A 17,855-nucleotide genomic window follows, 5' to 3' on the forward strand; every position below is an offset into this window, starting at 1 on the left:
GCAGATTGGCGTCGGGCTCCATCATTCATGCTGTCGAAGGGACAAATCATGCTGAGACAGGCCGTCATCCTCGTCGGAGGGCTGGGTACACGGCTTGGCGCGCGCACCAAGGCGGCGCCGAAACCGATGCTCGACATCGGCGGCCGACCGTTTCTCGACACGTTGATCGATGAACTCGTCCGCTATCACGTCTTCGACGAAATCCTCCTGCTTGCCGGCCACAAGGCCGACATCGTCGAGAGCCACTATGCCGGCGCGGCGAGGGGCCGGGCCAAGATCCTGGTATCGCGCGAGACCGAGCCGCTTGGCACGGGCGGCGCGCTCGTGAACGCACGCGACCTGCTGCACGACCGTTTCCTGTTGCTCAACGGCGACTCGCTGTTCGACTTCAACCTGCTTGATCTGATCGCGCGAGCGAAGGGCGGGCGGATTCACATGGCATTGCGCGACGGCGTCGTGGGAGACCGCTACGGGCGCGTCGCGCTCGATGGCGACGTGGTGCGCGATTTCAAGGCCCCGGGCACGGGTGCCACGGGACCGGTCAATGCCGGGATCTACGTCGTCGACAAGTCCGTTCTCGCCGATATCGCGAAGCTTCCCGCCTCCCTCGAACAGGACGTGTTTCCCGGCCTTGTCTCGCGCGGCGAGCTCCGCGGCACCGCCTATCGCGGCTATTTCATCGATATCGGCATCCCCGACGATTTCGCCCGCGCCGACCGCGAATTGCAGGACAAGCTGCGGCGGCCGGCCGTGTTCTTCGATCGCGACGGTGTGCTCAACCATGATTCCGGCTACACATTCGAGACGCACAAGTTCGAATGGATCGAGGGCGCACGCGAGGCGGTGAAGGCGGTCAACGACGCCGGCTATTTCGCCTTCGTCATCACCAATCAATCCGGCGTCGCGCGCGGCTATTACGAAGAGCATCACGTCGTCACCCTGCACCGCTGGATGGCGGACCAGATGGCTGAGATCGGCGCACATGTCGACGCCTTCGAATATTGCCCCGATCATCCCGAGGGAACCGTCGCGCGCTATTGCCGCGTCAGCGACCGCCGCAAGCCGGCGCCGGGCATGATCACCGACCTCGCGCAGCGTTTTCCGGTCGACATGACGCGCAGCATGGTGATCGGCGACAAGTCGAGCGACCTCGAGGCCGCGCGGGCCGCCGGCCTCCCCGGCCATTTGTTCGAGGGTGGCAATCTGGAGAGGTTCGTGAGACACCTCCTGAACCCGGTCGGCCAAGCCTAGGCGCGCCACAAAAATTGCTGCATCCCCGGGCATTTGGCAGCTTTCGGAGCGCTGCTCTGTTGCGCGCGAGCGCCAGTGTGCTATAGCGCCATCTTGTTGCGAACACTGGCTTAATCGCCTTCTGGGGTCCGGCATGGCAGATCTGAGGGACGCCCGCGTCCTCGTTACCGGCAGCGATGGCTTCATCGGTTCGCATGTCGTCGAGGAGCTGGTGAAAGCCGGAGCCCGCGTCAAGGCGATCGTCTACTACAACTCCTTCAACTCCTGGGGCTGGCTGGACACCGTTCCCGCCGACATCATGAAGTCCGTGGAGGTCGTCGCCGGCGACATCCGCGATCCGCATTTCATGATCGCAGCCGCCGGCGGCTGTACCGACGTGCTGCACTTGGCGGCGCTGATCGCGATCCCCTTCTCTTACGTCGCGCCCGACTCCTATGTCGACACCAACGTGAAGGGCACCGTCAACGTGCTCCAGGCCGCGCGCATGGCCGGCGTGCGGCGCTTCGTGCAGACCTCGACCAGCGAGGTCTACGGCACCGCGCAGACCGTCCCGATCAAGGAGAGCCATCCGCTGGTCGGTCAGTCGCCCTACTCCGCCTCGAAGATTGCCTCCGATCAGATGGCGCTATCGTTTCACGCCTCGTTCGACATGCCGGTCGTCGTGATCCGCCCGTTCAACACCTTCGGCCCGCGCCAATCGGCGCGCGCGGTGATCCCGACCATCATCAGCCAGATCGCGACCGGCAAGAGCAGGATCCGTCTCGGCGCTGTCAGCCCGACCCGCGACTTCTCGTTCGTCACGGATACGGCGCGCGGCCTGATCGCGGGACTCACCGCACCGGCCGAGCGATGCGTCGGCCAGACCATCAATCTCGGCAGCGGCTTCGAGATCTCGGTCGGCGCCACCGCGCAGATGATCGCCGACGTCATGGGGACCACGATCGAGATCGAGACCGACGAGGCGCGGCTGCGCCCCGCGAACAGCGAAGTCGAGCGCCTCTGGGCCGACAATTCCAAGGCACGCCAGCAGCTCGGCTGGTCCCCGGAATTCGGTGGGATCGACGGCATGCGCCAGGGCATCGCGAAGACGGTGAACTGGTTCACCAATCCCGTCAATCTCAGCCGCTACAAGGCGGACGTCTACAATGTCTGAGGCGATCGTGGGAACGGCCGCGACCAGATCATCCGCCTTCGATCCGAAGGCCGTGGTCGATGCCGTCCGGCGCGCCGCGGGTACGCCCAACGGCATCCTCGGCCTGCACGAGCCGGTGTTCGCCGGCAACGAGGTCTCCTATCTCGAAGAATGCATCAAGAGCACTTTCGTCTCCTCGGTCGGCCCGTTCGTCGACCGCTTCGAGCGGATGCTGGAGGAGGTGACGGGCGCCAGGCGGGCGGTCGCCGTCGTCAACGGCACGGCGGCACTGCACGCCTGCTTCCGCCTCGCCGGCGTCGAGCCCGGCGACGAGGTCATCTCGCCGGCGCTGACCTTCATCGCGACCACGAACGCGATCGCTTATTGCGGAGCGGTGCCGCATTTCGTCGACAGCTCCATCGTCACGCTCGGCATGGACCCGCGCGCCCTCGCCGCGCGGCTCGAGACGATTGCCGAGCGAACGCCGAAGGGCACGGTCAATCGCGAGACCGGACGCCGCATCGCCGCAATCTCGCCGATGCACACGTTCGGACATCCCGTCGAGCTCGACGAGATCGCCGCGATCGCCCGAGACTGGAACATCGCGCTGGTGGAGGACGCCGCTGAATCCTTGGGCTCGACCTATAAGGGCCACGCCGTCGGATCGCAGGCGCGGCTCGCGGCGCTGAGCTTCAACGGCAACAAGATAGTCACCACCGGCGGCGGCGGCGCCATCCTCACCAATGACGAGGAGCTCGGACGCCGCGCCAAGCATCTCACCACCACGGCGAAGCTGCCGCACAAATGGGCCTTCGTGCACGACGAGATCGGCTTCAACTACCGCCTGCCCAACCTGAACGCCGCGCTCGGTTGCGCCCAGCTCGAGCAGCTCGACGGTTTCCTGGCGAGCAAGCGCCGGCTGGCTGCGGCGTATGAGCGCGTCTTTGCGCACGTTTCCGGCGTGCGCTTTTCGCGCGAGCCCGAGGGCACCACGAGCAACTACTGGCTGAACGCGATCCTGCTCGACGAGGCCTATGCCGGGCGGCGCGACGACGTGCTGACGGCCCTGAACGAAGCCGGCTTCGGCGCGCGGCCGGCCTGGACCCTGATGCACCGCCTTCCGATGTTCGCGGACAGCCCGCGTGGCGATCTCGCCACCGCCGAGTCGATCGAGCGCCGCCTGATCAACCTGCCGAGCAGCGCCAGCATCAGGGCCCGCGATGAATAGCGCCGCGCGAAAGATCTGCTTCGTCACCGGCAGCCGGGCCGATTTCGGGCTGCTGGTCTGGCCGATGCGCGCGATCCGCGAGACATCAGGCCTGACGCTCCAGCTCATCGCCACCGGCATGCATCTCGCGCCCGAGTTCGGCTACACCTTCAACGCCATCCGCGACGAGGGCTTCGAGGTCGACGAGCGCGTCGAGACGCTGCTTGCCAGCGACACCGGCGCGGGCGTTGCAAAATCGGTCGGGCTCGGCGTGATCGGATTTGCGGACGCGTTCACGCGGCTGCAGCCAGATCTCGTCGTCGTGCTCGGCGACCGCTTCGAGATGTTCGCGGCCGCACAGGCCGCGATGTTCATGCGGCTGCCGATGGCGCATCTGTTCGGGGGCGACGTCACCGAAGGCGCGGTCGACGAATCCATCCGCCACGCCATCAGCAAGATGGCGCATCTGCATTTCACCAGCAATCGGGACTCGACGCGGCGGTTGATGCAGCTTGGTGAGCACCCGTCCCGTATCCACACCATCGGTTCGGTCGGTCTCGACGCCGTCAAACATGTCGATCTGATGAACCGCGACGACATCGGCAACGCGATCGGGATGCCGCTCGGCGAACGCAATGCGCTCGTGACGTTCCACCCGGTGACGGTCGAGGCCGGACGCTCGGTGGCCGAGCTGGACGAGCTGTTCGCGGCGCTGTCGACGCTCGATCCCGGCTTTCGCCTCATCTTCACGCTCGCCAATGCCGATGCCGAAGGGCGGGCGCTGAACGACCGGACCAAGGCCTTCGCGACCGACCGGCCGAACACGATCGCAGTCGCCTCGCTCGGACAGCTCCGCTATCTCAGCCTGATGAGCCAGGTGGACGTCGTGATCGGCAATTCGTCGAGCGGCATCCTCGAAGCGCCGTCATATGGTGTTCCGACGGTCGATATCGGCGACCGTCAGAAAGGGCGCGAGCGCGCAGACTCTGTGTTTCACGCTGCGCCCGAACGCGGCGCGATCGCTGCGGCGCTCTCGCAAGCGCTTCAGCGCGGCCGCAAGGACACCGTCAATCCCTATGGCGACGGCGATTCCAGCCGGCGATTTGCCGACATCATTGCCGCCATCCCGGATTTCCGCCAGTTCCTGAAGAAGGGCTTCTACGAAGCTCCCGCAAGCGGAGCGCGGCCATGACGGGGCACACGCTGATCATCGCGGAAGCCGGCGTCAATCACGACGGCAGCCTGGACAAGGCGCTGGCCCTGGTCGATGCGGCAGCCGATGCCGGCGCTGACATCGTCAAGTTCCAGACCTTCAATGCGAAGGCGCTGGCGGGCGGAGCGGCCAAAAAGGCCGACTACCAGCAGCGCACGACGGATGCCGCCGAGAGCCAGCTCGCCATGCTGGAACGTCTCGAGCTGCCCCAGGCTGCGCATCACACGCTGATTGCGCGCGCCGGGGAACGCGGCATCGAGTTTCTCTCGACGCCATTCGACGACGCTTCGCTCGCCTTCCTGCTGTCGCTGAAGCTGCCACGCATCAAGATCGGATCGGGCGATCTCACCAATGCGCCGCTGCTGCACGCGGCAGCGAGGGCCGGTGCGACGCTGATCCTGTCGACCGGCATGGCGACGCTCAGCGAGATCGAGGAAGCCCTTGGCGTATTGGCGCACGGCTACGCGCAGCGCAAAGATGCTGCGGGCGCTGCAGCCTTCCGCGCGGCGTGGCGCGATCCGGCGGCGCGCACCGCGCTGGCGCGATACGTCAGCCTGCTCCATTGCACGACCGAATATCCCTGCCCGATCGCCGATGTGAACCTCGCCGCGATGGCGACGATGCGATCGGCGTTCCAGCTTCCGGTCGGCTATTCCGATCACACCGACGGTTTCGAGGTTTCGGTCGCCGCGGTCGCGCTCGGCGCCACCGTCATCGAAAAGCACTTGACGCTCGATCGCAACGCCCCCGGTCCCGACCACGCGGCCTCGCTCGAGCCTGATGACTTCAAGCGCATGGTCGGCTCCATCCGCAACGTCGAGGCCGCGCTCGGCGACGGCGTGAAGACGCCGAAGGAGTCCGAGGTCAGGAATGTCCCAGTGGCGCGCAAGAGCATCGTGGCGGCGCGCGCGCTGAAGGCCGGCGAGATCATCGGCCCGGCCGACATCACCGCCAAGCGGCCTGGCGCCGGCCGGCCGCCGATCGAATATTGGTCCCTGATCGGAACCGCGGCGCCGCGGGCGCTCGAACCCGACGATCCGGTCTAAAGCGTGATGGGGTTGCATCGCGCTTTAGGCTGTTTGTTTGAGCATGATCTTTTCGGAAAACCGCTGCGCACTTTTCCGGATCATGCTCTAGCGGCGAGGCTTTGCCGGAACGCCGCGCAGTATGGACCCGGGCGGCCATGAACCCGTGACGACCGAACCCATCGCAACTAACGTATCGTGACCGATGGAGATATGATCGCGGACGCGGCTGCCGAGTCCGACAAAGCAATTGTCGCCGATCTCCGCGCCGCCGCCGACCACCGTTCCCGGAGAGAGATGGGTGTAGTGCCCGACCCGCACGTCGTGCTCGACGACCGCGCCCGAATTGATGATGCAGTGATGGCCGATCATGCTTCGCGCATTGACGATCGCCCCCGGCATGATGACGCTTCCCGGATCGATCGTTGCCGACGGCGAGACGAACGCACGCGGATGAATGACCGATGCCCAGCGCTTGAGCTGCAGCCGGCCGATCATCTGCCGGCGCGCGGGCCCCGCCTGCATCGTTCCGACCCCGACCACGAAGGCGGCGTCCGGATAGTTCGGGGCAACATCGTCGGTTCCGAGATAGCGCGCATCGCCCAACGTTCCCGGCTGCCGATCGAGGAAGCCGACGACGTTGAACTGGCCGGACAGGAGCGCTGCCTCGTAGACCATGAAGGCGTGTTCGCCGCCGCCGATGATGATCAGATCGTCCATCGCGATTCCCTCAAGCCGCACCGATCTTAGCGACCGGGCCGCGGCGCTTCAAACCGTCCGATAGCGGCTGAAAACGCGTGAATTAACAAGCACAAGCCCGGGTCCCCTGACGGGGTTGACGCCGCCTGTCGCAGCCGCGATATAGCAGGCTCAGCCGGGGCCGCCCCCAAATCTGGCGCATACGAGGCAGAATTGCCATGAAATCCTGGCGCAAGGCCATCGTCGGTACCCAGGCAACCGTCGGCGAGGCCATTGCCGCGATCGAGAGCGGAAGCATCCAGATTGCGCTGGTGCTCGACGACCAGAACCGGCTGCTCGGCGTGGTCACCGACGGCGACGTCAGACGCGGATTGCTGCGCGGCGTCGCCCTCGCCGGACTTGCGACCGACATCATGAACCGGACGCCGGTGTCGGCGCCTGCGACGTTGCCCCGCGAGGACCGTCTGCATTTGATGCGGCAGAGGTCGATCAAGCAGCTCCCGCTCGTCGACGAGGGCGGCCATCTCGTCGTGGTCGAGACGCTCGATGAGCTGCTCGAACCGCGCCAGTATCCGAATCCGGTGCTGATCATGGCCGGCGGCCTCGGCGAGCGCCTGGGCGCGCTGACGCGCGACATGCCGAAGCCGATGCTCAATGTCGGCGGTCGCCCACTGCTGGAGACGATCGTTCGCAACGTCGTGCAGCAGGGGTTTGGCAACATCTTCATCTCGGTGAACTACAAGGCCCAGACGATCAAAGACTACTTTGCCGATGGCGCCGCGTTCGGCGCCAACATCCAGTACGTGCACGAGACCGAACGCCTCGGGACCGCCGGTGCGCTCGGGCTGTTTGCGACACCGCCGGATCTTCCGATGATCGTCACCAACGGCGACATTCTCACCACGATCAATTACGGGGCGCTTCTCGATTTCCACAACGGAACGCCGGCGGAAGCGACGATGGCCGTCCGCGAGCACAAGGTGCACGTCCCCTACGGCGTGGTCTCCACGACGGACGGATTTCTCCAGACCATTCGCGAGAAGCCGACCGAGAGCTGGTTCGTCAGTGCCGGCATCTATGTGATCGGCAGGTCCGTCTTCCGGCATGTCACGCCGGGCCTCAGCATCGATATGCCGACCGTGCTCGAGCGCGTGATCGCCGACAAGGGACGCGTGGCGGTCTATCCGATTCGCGAGTACTGGCTCGACATCGGTCGGCTGGAGGATTTCGAGCAGGCGCATGCGGAGTTTCACGAGGTCTTCCCGTGACCTCGACAAAAGCCGTCGTGGTTGGCCTCGGCTCGATCGGCACAAGGCATGCGCGCGTCCTGCGCCAGCTCGGCCTTCAGGTCGCAACGGTCAGCCGGCGCGAAGGCGGCGACTACGGATCGATCGCGCAGGCCGTCGCGACGGCGGATCCGGACTACGTGGTGATTGCCACCGAGACGGCGCGCCATGCGGACAATCTGCAAGAGCTGGCGCAAACCGGCTTTGATGGCAAAGTCCTCGTCGAAAAGCCGCTATTCGCAACACCCGCGCCGCCCCCGAAATATCCGTTTGCCCGTGTCAGCGTCGGATACAATCTGCGCTTTCACCCCGTGATGACGGCGCTGGCGGACACACTGCGCGGGCGGGACGTGATCACGGTCGGCGCCTATGTCGGCCAGGACATCAGGGACTGGCGGCCGGACCGCGATCACCGCACAACCGCCTCCGCCACGGCTGATGCTGGGGGCGGCGTGCTGCGGGATCTCAGCCACGAGCTGGACTATCTTCTCTGGCTGTTCGGGCCATGGCATCGGGTCGCAGCGCTTGGCGGCGCCTCCGGCGCGCGCGACATCGACGTCGAGGACCACCTCGACCTGCTGCTCGATATGCAGCGGGCGCCATCGGTCCACGTCCACATGGACTATCTCGACCGTCAGGGCGTCCGCCGCATTCGCGTCAATGTCGACGACGACACCATTGAGGCCGATCTCGTCGGCGGGCGCCTTACCGTCAACGGCAAGGCAACGGAGATCCCCTGCGAGCGCGACCAGACCTACCGCGACATGCATGTCGCGGCGATGCGTGGCGCCAGTCCGGCCTGCTCGCTGCCGGAGGCCCTCGGCGTCATGCATCTGATCGACGCCAGCGAGCGCGCGCTGCGCAGCAAGACCTGGGTATCGCCATGAGCCTTGTCTGCACGATCTGCGCGCGAGGCGGCTCGAAAGGTGTTGTCGGCAAGAACGCGCGCGACCTCCTGGGCAGGCCCGTGCTCGCGTGGAGCATCGCACAGGCGCGCGAGACCGGCCTGTTCGACGCGATCGCCTTCAGCAGCGATTCGGACGCCTTGCTCGATGCGGCGCTGAAGGCCGGCGCCGACATCGCGGTCAAGCGCCCCGATGAGATGGCGACCGACACGGCGCCGAAGCTGCCTGCGATTCGGCACTGTCTCGAGCAGGCCATCGCGCAAATGGGTACGACGCCGGAGATTTTCGTCGATCTCGACGTCACCTCGCCGCTCCGGCTCGCCTCCGACATCACCGGCGCGGTGGCGCTGCTGCGCGAGAGCGGCGCGCGCAATGTCATTACGGGTGCGCCGGCGCGGCGCTCGCCGTATTTCAACCTCGTCGAGCAGCGCACCGACGGCAGCGTCGGCCTGTCCAAATCCGCCAATCCGCCGATCACCCGACGGCAGGATGCGCCGCGCTGCTTCGACATGAACGCGTCGATCTATGTCTGGCGCGTGGCGCCGTTCCTGGAGCACCCCGCGGTATTCTATCCCGATACGCGCCTGTTCGAGATGCCGGAAGAGCGTTCGATCGACATCGATTCGGATCTCGATTTTGCGTTGGTGGAACTATTGCTTCGCCAACGAGTGCCGGCCTGAGGAGGCGCAAGCGATGACCACGAGCTTCAAGGCGCTGTTCGATCTGACCGGGCGTACGGCCGTCGTCACCGGCGGGTGCGGCATTCTCGGACGTCGATTTGCCGACGGGCTTGCCGAATTCGGCGCCAATGTCGCGATCCTGGATCTCGATCAGGCCGCGACCGACGCGGCGGCAGCCGACGTCGCCTCGCGCCATGCCGTCCACGTCAAGGGCTATGGCTGCGACATCACCCAGCCCGACGCCGTGCGCGCCACGGCCGATGCGCTCGAAGCCGACCTCGGACCGGTCTCGATCCTGCTCAACAACGCCGCGAGCAAGGCGCGCGACCTCGACGCTTTCTTTGCACCCGTCGAGACATTCTCGCAGGACACTTGGCGGGAGATCATGGCGGTCAATCTCGACGGCATGTTCAACGTCGCCCAGGTGTTCGGCGGCCGGATGGCAGAGCGCGGCTATGGCGCCATCGTGCAGACCGCTTCGATCTACGGACTGATGGCCCCGGACCAGCGCATCTACGAGGGCTCGGAATATCTCGGCCGCGCCATCAACACGCCTGCGGTCTACACGGCTTCCAAGGCGGGGGTCATCGGGCTGACCAAGCACCTCTCGACCTACTGGGCGGCGAAAGGCGTTCGCGTCAACACGCTGACCCCGGGCGGCGTCGAGAGCGGACAGAACGAGACCTTCAAGCAGCGCTACGGCGCACGCATTCCGCTCGGCCGCATGGCCCGTGCCGACGAGATGGTGGGCGCGATGCTGTTCCTGGTGTCCGACGCGGCGTCCTACGTGACCGGCCAGAACATCGCGGTCGATGGCGGGCTGAGCGCATGGTGAGCCGAGCCTTGCCATGTTGAAGCAGTTGATCCGGAACACGGTCATTTCCAGCGCGGCCTTCGGAATAGCAGCTGTGCTCGGCTTGATTGTCATTCCGGTCATCATCCGGACCTGGGGCGTGACCGAATTCGGCCTCATCGTGCTGGCTCGCATCCTGCTGCCGAGCGGCATGATGGGGCTCCTCGATCTCGGCCTCTCCGAAGTCACGACGCAAGCGGTCGCGCGGGCGCGCGAGCATCGCAATTGGCGCGTCGCTGGCCAGCAGCTCGCGCTGCTCACTGTGATGGCCGCCATTCTCGCAGGACTGCTCGCAGTCGCCATTTGGATCAGCGCGCCGTATTTGGCGACCGCGCTTCGTGTCGATAACGCTCACGCGGACAGTTTTTCGCAAATCTTGCGCTACACCGCGCTTGCCAATCTGGTCCTGATCCCCGCGCTCGTCTGGGAAGGCATCGTGAAGGGGTTTGAGCGCTACAACGTGCTCCGGCTGGCTGAAGTGAGTTCTACGATCGTCTATGTCGCCTGCACGATTTGGGCTGCAAAGTCCGGAGCTTCGTTCGAGCTGGTGGCCTACATCTATCTTGCGAGCACCCTGATGCGCGCGTGTCTGGTGTTCATTGCCGCCTTTGTCGCCGTCGTGCGCAAGGTCAGGCTCGCGATGTGGGACGCGTCGATCCGGCGCGATCTGTTCCACCGCTGCGCTCTGTTCGCCCAGGGCAAGCTGACGGGCGGCCTGGCATTGCCCATTCAGCCCTTCCTGGTCGGTCTCCTGTTCGGGCCCAAGGGGGTCGGGGTGTACGATACGCTGGTCCGGCTGCCTCGGGTTTCCAAGATCGTCGTCGGCCTCCTCACGTCCGCCTTGCTGCCGGTGGCAAGCCGCCTGGACGAGCGCGGCAATGCTGCAGCGTTCCAGCGCCTCGGTGAATTCGGCCTGATCATCCTGCCCATGTTCACGGTGCCGCCGCTGGTTGCGGCCGCCGTGCTGTCGCGCGAGATCATGCAGACATGGATTGGACCCCAGATGACCCCCTACGCCTTCTGGATGGGCCTGAGCTTCGTGGTGCCGATCTGCGCTCAATACCTCGCCTTCGGCAATGTCATGTTCCTGACCCGTACCGACGTGCAGTCGCGCCTGAATCGGCTCATGATCTATCAATTGGGAGTGTGGGCCGTGGTGGCGGTTGCGACGCTGTATTTGTTCGACGAGCGAGCGCTGATCCTTGGCCAAGCAGTGGGGAACGCCATCATTCTACCGTTGCAGATCGGGGCCGTGAGCCGCGGGTTGCAGCTTGACTCCTACCGCCTCGTTAGAGCACTTCTCACCCAGGCTGCCATTCTCGTGGTCCTGGGCCTGCTGCTGCTTGAGCTTGCAGACCGCTTGGCAATCGACGCTTTCTGGGAGCTCGGGCTTGCGATCGCCGCGTTTTGCGCGGTGAGTTGGGCCATTCAGTATTTTCTTGTTCTGGAAGACCGCCAGCGGGCGATCTTCGCGGAACTTGGCCATCGCTTCGGCTGGGCGTAGACCAAGCTCATGATTGACACCACCATGTTCAGGAGATCGATGAACGTCTTGATCGACTCGAGGAGACGCGAAGAGTGCGCATAGGCCTGGTGGTCGATCACCCCAAGCGTGACCTGCCGGGGGCAGTCATGCTCGCTTATCAACTCGCGCGGCGTGGCGTCTCCGTCATGCTGGTGCCGATGTACGAGCAGGCCGTCGACGTTCCGCGACTCGGGCTGGACGCGCTGGTCGTCAACTACGCACGTGCCGTCAATCTCGACCTGATGCGCAGCTTTGCCAGAGCCGGCCTCGCGCTTTACGTGCTCGATACCGAGGGCGGCGTGCTCGCCGAAAAGGGCGGCAATTCGCCACCGGCCATGGCGGCTCACATCAAGGGCAGCGGCTACGCGGACATCCTGACGGGCTATTTCTTCTGGGGCAGCCGGCTGCACGACGCCTTCCTCGCGACCGGCGTCATGAAGCCGGAGCAGCTTCACCTCACCGGATGCCCCCGCTTCGATTTCGCAGCGCCACGCTGGCGCACGCTGCTCGACGGCGAGCCGCGCGGCTATCTGCTCGTCAACGCCAACTTTCCGCTGGTCAATTCACGCTTCACCGGCAAGCCGGGCGGCGAGCGAGAAGCAATGGTGCGGGCCGGCTGGGACGGCGCCTATGTCGATCGCTTCATCGCGGACCTGAAGCAGGTCTTCGCCAACTATCTCGCCGAGATCGACCGGCTTGCCGCAGCGCGCCCCGACCGCAACATCCTCGTGCGTCCGCATCCGTTCGAGAGCGAAGACGTCTATCGCAACGCGCTCTCGCGCCACGCCAACGTCCTGATCGACGGGACCGGCAGCGTGCTCGACCGCATCCGCAATGCAGCCGCCGTCATTCATCTCAATTGCGGAACGGCCGTAGAATCGGTCCTGCTCGGCAAGCTCCCGCTCCAGCTCGAGTACCTGAACACGCCGACGACCGCCGGCCATGCCGCGCTGCCCGCACGCGTGAGCCGGCCGATCGCCTCGTTCGACGAGCTGCTTGGCGCCATCGACCACATCGAGCGCGAGACCGAGGCGTTCGATTTCGCCCGCGTCCACGCCGCCGATATCGAGGCCTTCTTTCATCTGAACGACGGGCAAGCCGCCGAACGCGTCGCCGACGTCCTGACCCGCGCAAAGGTCTCGCCTCGGCCCTACGTATCGCTGCTTGCGACCGTGAAGGGCACGCGCGACAAGCCGAGCATCGGCCAGATCATCAAGGGCGCCGCCAGCGCGGCGCTCGGCTCGGCCGTCACCGAGCGGCTGCGCAGCCAGTTCAATCCGGCCCGGCGCGACAAGCGGATCGCACCGTCCCTCGTCCAGCGCCTGCTTCAGCGTATCGCCGCGCACGATCAGGCCAGCCCGTCGCAATTTACGGCAAGACGCGCGCATTGCGCGATGACGGGCTTGCCGCTCGCGAGCATTGCGATCGAACACGCCCATTAGAGCCATGACAACAGCTGCAAAGACCATTCTCATCACCACGCTCGCCGAATACCAGACCCGGTTCTGGATTCCGGTTGCGCAGCGGTTGCGCACGGCAGGCCATGACGTGGAGTTGCTCGCCTTCGACGATCGCAGCGCCGAGATGTCGGCGGCCGAGGGCGTGCCGGTCACGAACATGTATCGCGAAGGCCTCAAGGCCGGCCCTTCTCCCGACGATCGCAGCGCGTTCGATATGCGCGTCGCGTCTTACGGACTGGACGGAACCAACTTCCTGTTCAGCCATGAGCGCTTCACCTTCGGCATCCGCGATACTGCCGCCTTGCGCCGGCGCTTCATGATCTACGCCAACGCCATGGAGACGCTGCTCGACCGGCTGGAGCGGCAAGGCAAGCGCGCCGAGCTGGTGCAGGAGCTCGGCGGCTTTCTCTCGGTGATCGCGAGCTTCTACGCGGCAAGGCGCCGCAACATCCGCAACTGGTTCATCGAGCCCTCGTTCTTTCGCGGCCGCATGTACTTCACGCCGGACAGCTTTGCCGCTCCCGATATGATGGCGGAGCCCGCGGAATCCGTGTCCCCCGAGGTACGCGGATATCTCGACGACACGCTGACGCAGCGCGCGATCGTCATTCCCAAGAAGGATCAACATCACTATTCGGCGGCCTTCAAGAAGGTCGTCAATTTGCGCAACGCCAATCGCCTCGTCGAGAAGCTCTGGGACCAGTTCGCGCTCGGCAAGCACCAGGAGTTCGGGCACAATCTGCGTCATGCCCAGGTGCATGCCGCGATGGCGCTCAACGCGACGCGGCTGCGCAAGCTCTACCAACCGCTCCCCGAAACGCCCTTCGTCTACTATCCGTTCCACGTTCCGGCAGACATGGCGCTGACGCTGCGCTCGCCGGACTATCTAGACCAGGTCGCGACCGTCGACTTCCTGCTGCGGACGATCCCGGACTCGCATGTGCTGGTGGTGAAGGAGCATCCCGCCCAGATCGGCGCCATCTCGGCCGCCCGCCTGTTCGAGCTCGCGCGCCGGTTCGACAATTTCGTACTGTTGCCGCCGCAGACCAACAATTACACCGTGCTCGATCGCGCCGCTGCCGTCGTCTCCGTCAACAGCAAGTCGGGCGCCGAAGCGCTGCTGCTCGGCAAGCCGGTGGTGGTGATGGGCGACGCATTCTACCGTTCCTGTCCGCTGGTCTATGCGGTCGATCGTCTGGCCGATGTGCCCGCACGGTTGCGCGCGGCGCTCGCCGCCGGGCCGTTCGATCCGGCCAAGGGCGCGCCCTACTTCGAGTCGGCCTGGCGACGGTCTTATCCGGGCGAGCTCTATGTCGGCGACGCCAAGCTGCTCGACACGTTTACGGACACCTTGCGTGCCGCGATCGCCGAGCCGGCCCGCGTGAACTGAACGGACCCGTCATGCCGCTCGTCTCGATCATCACACCGTCCTGGAACGTCGAAGGCCTGATCGAGGAGACGATCCGCTCGGTGCAGAGCCAGACATTCGCCGATTGGGAGCTCTTGATCGCCGACGACTGCTCGACCGACAAGACCCCGCAGGTCATCGCCGAGATCGGCGAGCGCGATCCGCGCGTCAAGCTGATCCGGCAGGCGAAGAACGGCGGGCCGGCGCTGGCGCGTCAGGCCGCGATCGACCAGGCGCAGGGCCGCTATCTCGCCTTCCTCGACAGCGACGACCTGTGGCTGCCCGAGAAGCTGGAGCGGCAGCTTGCCTTCGCGAAAGAGAAGCAGGCCGCGCTCAGCTACACCGCCTTCCGACGGATCAACGAGACCAACACGGTGACCGGACGGCTGATCGAGGTGCCGCCCTCGCTCACCTATGGGCAGCTCCTGAAGAACACCGCGATCGCGACGCTGACCGCGATGGTCGACCGCGAGATCGCAGGTCCCGTCGCGATGAAGAACGAGGGCTACGACGATTTCTGCCTGTGGCTCTCGATCCTCAAGCGCGGCCATACTGCATACGGCCTCAACGAGGATCTTGCGCGCTACCGCGTCCGGGGATCCTCGGTCTCGAGCCGCCCGATGCGCTCTGCCAAATGGGTCTGGCAGATCTACCGCAATGTCGAGCAGCTCTCGCCGATCAGATCAGCCTGGTGCTTTGCCCATTGGGGGGCTCGGGCCTGGCTGAAGCGAAGGGAGTTCTAGCGGTATGGCGGGACCCGGCCGAAAAGTGCCAAAACAACCCCATGCACAGTAGAGGTAGTTAAATACCTCAGCGCAAGCCCACTTGGCTATTGGCGAGTCCGGCCGTTGCCGATACCACTCAGCTGCCCTCGCCGCCGACAATCTGGAACCGATCATGCCGTTTGAAAGCTACAAGAACAGCCGCATCCTCGTGACCGGGGGCGCCGGATTCATCGGATCGCACCTCTGCGAGCGGCTGCTCGATGCCGGCGCCGAGGTGGTGTCCGCGGATAATTATTTCACCGGCAGCCGGCGCAACATCGCCCATCTGATCGCAAATCCGCTGTTCGAGGCGGTCCGGCATGACGTCACCTTCCCGCTCTACATCGAGGTCGACGCGATCTTCAACCTGGCCTGTCCGGCCTCCCCGATCCACTACCAGCGCGATCCCGTGCAGACCACCAAGACCTCGGTGCACGGCGCGATCAACATGCTCGGCCTCGCCAAGCGGCTCAAGGCGCGCATCTTCCAGGCTTCGACCAGCGAGGTCTATGGCGATCCGCTGATCCATCCGCAGACCGAGGATTACTGGGGCAACGTCAATCCGATCGGCATCCGTTCCTGTTACGACGAGGGCAAGCGCTGCGCCGAGACGCTGTTCTTCGACTATTGGCGCCAGCACGGCCTGCCGATCAAGGTGGCGCGCATCTTCAACACCTACGGCCCGCGCATGCAGCCGAATGACGGTCGCGTGGTCTCGTCCTTCATCGTCCAGGCGCTGAAGGGCGAGCCGATCAGCGTGTTCGGCGACGGCGGCCAGACCCGCTCGTTCTGCTATGTCGACGATCTCGTCGAGGCCATCATGCGGTTGATGGTGACTGCGGAAGACGTCACCGGCCCGATCAATCTCGGCAACAATTCCGAGTTCACGATCCGCGAGCTCGCCGAGAGGGTCATCAAGCTCACCGGCTCGCGCTCCAAGCTCGAGTTCAAGCCGCTGCCGCAGGACGACCCGCGTCAGCGCCAGCCCGACCTCACCAAGGCGAAGGCAGTGCTGAACTGGGAGCCGAAGGTTGCGCTCGAAGACGGGCTGAAGGAGACGATCGCCTACTTCAAGCACTCGCTCGAAATCGCCTGATCCCGCTCGGCACCCTTCAGCGTCCCGTAGCGAGCTTCGGCAATGAGCGCACCGCCAGGTATCATCAGCGATTTCCGCGCCTACCTGGACTCGAAGGGCGGGCTGAGGACCTTGGTGCTGCTGCACAGCGCCGTCACCTGCCTGTCGCTGATCGAGGTCGCGACTTTCCAGCTCTCCATCGACTTCAACCCGAGGCGCTTGTGGATCGCGGTCATCGTCGCGATCGGCTTCTCCGCCGTCTCGCTGCTGTTCGTCTCTGCCCGCTTCTGCTTCGGCTATTTCGTCGGATTCTACTTCTACACGATGATCCTGGGCTTCCTGTGGATCGACGTTTTCTCCGAGTACAGCTATCCGCATCTGCTCGCGGGTGCTTCGGCAGCGCTGTCGCTGCTGCTCTTCCTGATGCCCGTGCTGTTCATCAGGGCGCCGCTGCGATCGTTGGTGATCCTGTCCAACGCCCGCTTCGAGCAGCTGCTCACCCTCATTCTGGCGATCTCTGCGGCCGTCATTGCGATGGCTGCGAGCTACAATTTCAGGTTGGTCTCGGTCGCGAACATCTATGACTACCGTGACAGCCTCGATTTTCCGGGACCGCTGCGATATCTCATCGGTTGGGTTTCCGGCGCGCTGCTGCCGTTCGCCTTCGCCTGCTACTGGCTGCTCGGCCATCCCTGGCGCGCCATCCTGGTGCTGATCCTGCTGCTGTTGTTCTATCCGATCACACTCACGAAGTTCGCGTTCTTCACGCCGGCCTGGTTGATCGCGGTGGCCATGCTGTCGCGGTTTCTGCAGGCGAGAGCAGCGGCCATTGTCTCGATTTTCGGCCCGATGCTGATCGGGCTGCTGGTGATCTGGCTGACAGAGGCAAGTCTGAGGAGCATTCCCGGTCGATATTTCGATATCGTCAACATCCGGACGATCGCGACGGCATCGGGCGCGCTCGACCTTTACAATCACTTCTTCGCCAGCCATCCGCTGACCTGGTTCTGCCAGATCTCCGTTCTCAAGCCGCTGACGCATTGCCCTTACGACGAGCCGCTCGCGGTGGTGATGCACAACACTTACGATTTCGGCAACTTGAATGCGTCGCTGTTTGCGACGGAGGGTATCGCGTCCGTCGGCCCCTGGCTTGCACCGCTGACCGCGCTTGCGGCAGGCTTCGTACTGGCGCTCGGCAACCGCGCCTCCGCAGGGCTCCCGCCCCGCTTCGTCCTGATGTCGTCAGGCATCCTGCCGCACATCCTGCTCAATGTGCCGCTCTCGGTCGCCATGCTCACCCATGGCACCGCCATCCTGTTCCTGCTCTGGTACGTGATGCCCCGTAGCCTGTTTGAACCCAAGCCGTGACGCC

The 17,855-nt window shown here is 64.9% G+C and carries 16 protein-coding genes; 15 read left to right on the plus strand and 1 reads right to left on the minus strand.

The annotated features are described in order from the left end of the window. The first annotated feature begins 48 nt into the window (after positions 1-48). The 5 genes from XI05_RS21280 (at position 49) to neuB (ending at position 5,849) form a co-directional block, all read left to right on the plus strand. Positions 49-1,251, plus strand: a complete 1,203-nt coding sequence (locus XI05_RS21280) for an HAD-IIIA family hydrolase (protein ID WP_271505308.1) — start codon at positions 49-51, stop codon at positions 1,249-1,251. A gap of 133 nt (positions 1,252-1,384) precedes the next feature. Then, complete coding sequence (locus XI05_RS21285; protein WP_271505309.1) at positions 1,385-2,404, plus strand: NAD-dependent 4,6-dehydratase LegB; 1,020 nt, start codon at positions 1,385-1,387, stop codon at positions 2,402-2,404. Next, positions 2,397-3,611 carry a LegC family aminotransferase gene (locus tag XI05_RS21290; protein ID WP_271505310.1) on the plus strand — a complete coding sequence of 405 codons (1,215 nt, stop codon included), beginning with the start codon at positions 2,397-2,399 and terminating at the stop codon, positions 3,609-3,611. Before XI05_RS21285 ends, XI05_RS21290 begins: the two co-directional genes overlap by 8 nt. Next, positions 3,604-4,782 carry a UDP-N-acetylglucosamine 2-epimerase gene (gene neuC, locus XI05_RS21295; RefSeq protein WP_271505311.1) on the plus strand — a complete coding sequence of 393 codons (1,179 nt, stop codon included), beginning with the start codon at positions 3,604-3,606 and terminating at the stop codon, positions 4,780-4,782. The genes XI05_RS21290 and neuC overlap by 8 nt, the downstream gene beginning before the upstream one ends. Beyond that, on the plus strand, positions 4,779-5,849 hold the full coding sequence (gene neuB, locus XI05_RS21300; protein WP_271505312.1) for an N-acetylneuraminate synthase: 1,071 nt from the start codon (positions 4,779-4,781) through the stop codon (positions 5,847-5,849). The genes neuC and neuB overlap by 4 nt, the downstream gene beginning before the upstream one ends. 87 nt (positions 5,850-5,936) lie before the next feature. On the opposite strand, the gene XI05_RS21305 is transcribed toward neuB, so the two are convergent. After that, a complete protein-coding gene (locus tag XI05_RS21305) occupies positions 5,937-6,548 on the minus strand; it encodes an acetyltransferase (RefSeq protein WP_212260159.1) in 612 nt (203 codons plus the stop codon). A 197-nt stretch (positions 6,549-6,745) separates the two neighbouring features. On the opposite strand from XI05_RS21305, the gene XI05_RS21310 reads away from it, so the two are divergent. The 10 genes from XI05_RS21310 (at position 6,746) to XI05_RS21355 (ending at position 17,851) form a co-directional block, all read left to right on the plus strand. Next, positions 6,746-7,795, plus strand: coding sequence for a nucleotidyltransferase family protein (locus XI05_RS21310; RefSeq protein WP_271505313.1), 1,050 nt, complete (start codon positions 6,746-6,748; stop codon positions 7,793-7,795). Beyond that, positions 7,792-8,700 (plus strand): Gfo/Idh/MocA family protein, encoded by a 909-nt coding sequence (locus tag XI05_RS21315; RefSeq protein WP_271505314.1) that lies wholly within the window; start codon positions 7,792-7,794, stop codon positions 8,698-8,700. The genes XI05_RS21310 and XI05_RS21315 overlap by 4 nt, the downstream gene beginning before the upstream one ends. Then, positions 8,697-9,398: an acylneuraminate cytidylyltransferase family protein gene (locus XI05_RS21320; RefSeq protein ID WP_271505315.1), complete on the plus strand. Its 702-nt coding sequence runs from the start codon at positions 8,697-8,699 to the stop codon at positions 9,396-9,398. The genes XI05_RS21315 and XI05_RS21320 overlap by 4 nt, the downstream gene beginning before the upstream one ends. A 13-nt stretch (positions 9,399-9,411) precedes the next feature. Then, positions 9,412-10,233 carry an SDR family oxidoreductase gene (locus XI05_RS21325; protein WP_271505316.1) on the plus strand — a complete coding sequence of 274 codons (822 nt, stop codon included), beginning with the start codon at positions 9,412-9,414 and terminating at the stop codon, positions 10,231-10,233. 13 nt (positions 10,234-10,246) lie between these two features. Then, positions 10,247-11,755, plus strand: coding sequence for a hypothetical protein (locus tag XI05_RS21330; protein WP_271505317.1), 1,509 nt, complete (start codon positions 10,247-10,249; stop codon positions 11,753-11,755). A 74-nt stretch (positions 11,756-11,829) separates the two neighbouring features. After that, the gene (locus XI05_RS21335) at positions 11,830-13,218 is read left to right on the plus strand and encodes a surface carbohydrate biosynthesis protein (RefSeq protein ID WP_271505318.1); all 1,389 of its coding nucleotides are present in this window, start codon (positions 11,830-11,832) and stop codon (positions 13,216-13,218) included. A 4-nt stretch (positions 13,219-13,222) separates the two neighbouring features. After that, the gene (locus XI05_RS21340; protein ID WP_271505319.1) at positions 13,223-14,626 is read left to right on the plus strand and encodes a capsular polysaccharide export protein, LipB/KpsS family; all 1,404 of its coding nucleotides are present in this window, start codon (positions 13,223-13,225) and stop codon (positions 14,624-14,626) included. Between the two features lie 11 nt (positions 14,627-14,637). Next, positions 14,638-15,387 (plus strand): glycosyltransferase family 2 protein, encoded by a 750-nt coding sequence (locus XI05_RS21345; RefSeq protein ID WP_271505320.1) that lies wholly within the window; start codon positions 14,638-14,640, stop codon positions 15,385-15,387. Positions 15,388-15,541: 154 nt separating this feature from the next. Next, positions 15,542-16,504, plus strand: coding sequence for a UDP-glucuronic acid decarboxylase family protein (locus XI05_RS21350; protein ID WP_271505321.1), 963 nt, complete (start codon positions 15,542-15,544; stop codon positions 16,502-16,504). Between the two features lie 42 nt (positions 16,505-16,546). Then, positions 16,547-17,851 (plus strand): hypothetical protein, encoded by a 1,305-nt coding sequence (locus XI05_RS21355; RefSeq protein WP_271505322.1) that lies wholly within the window; start codon positions 16,547-16,549, stop codon positions 17,849-17,851. Positions 17,852-17,855 lie beyond the last annotated feature (4 nt).

Source organism: Bradyrhizobium sp. CCBAU 11357 (assembly GCF_028128865.1).
Classification (GTDB): Bacteria; Pseudomonadota; Alphaproteobacteria; order Rhizobiales; family Xanthobacteraceae; genus Bradyrhizobium.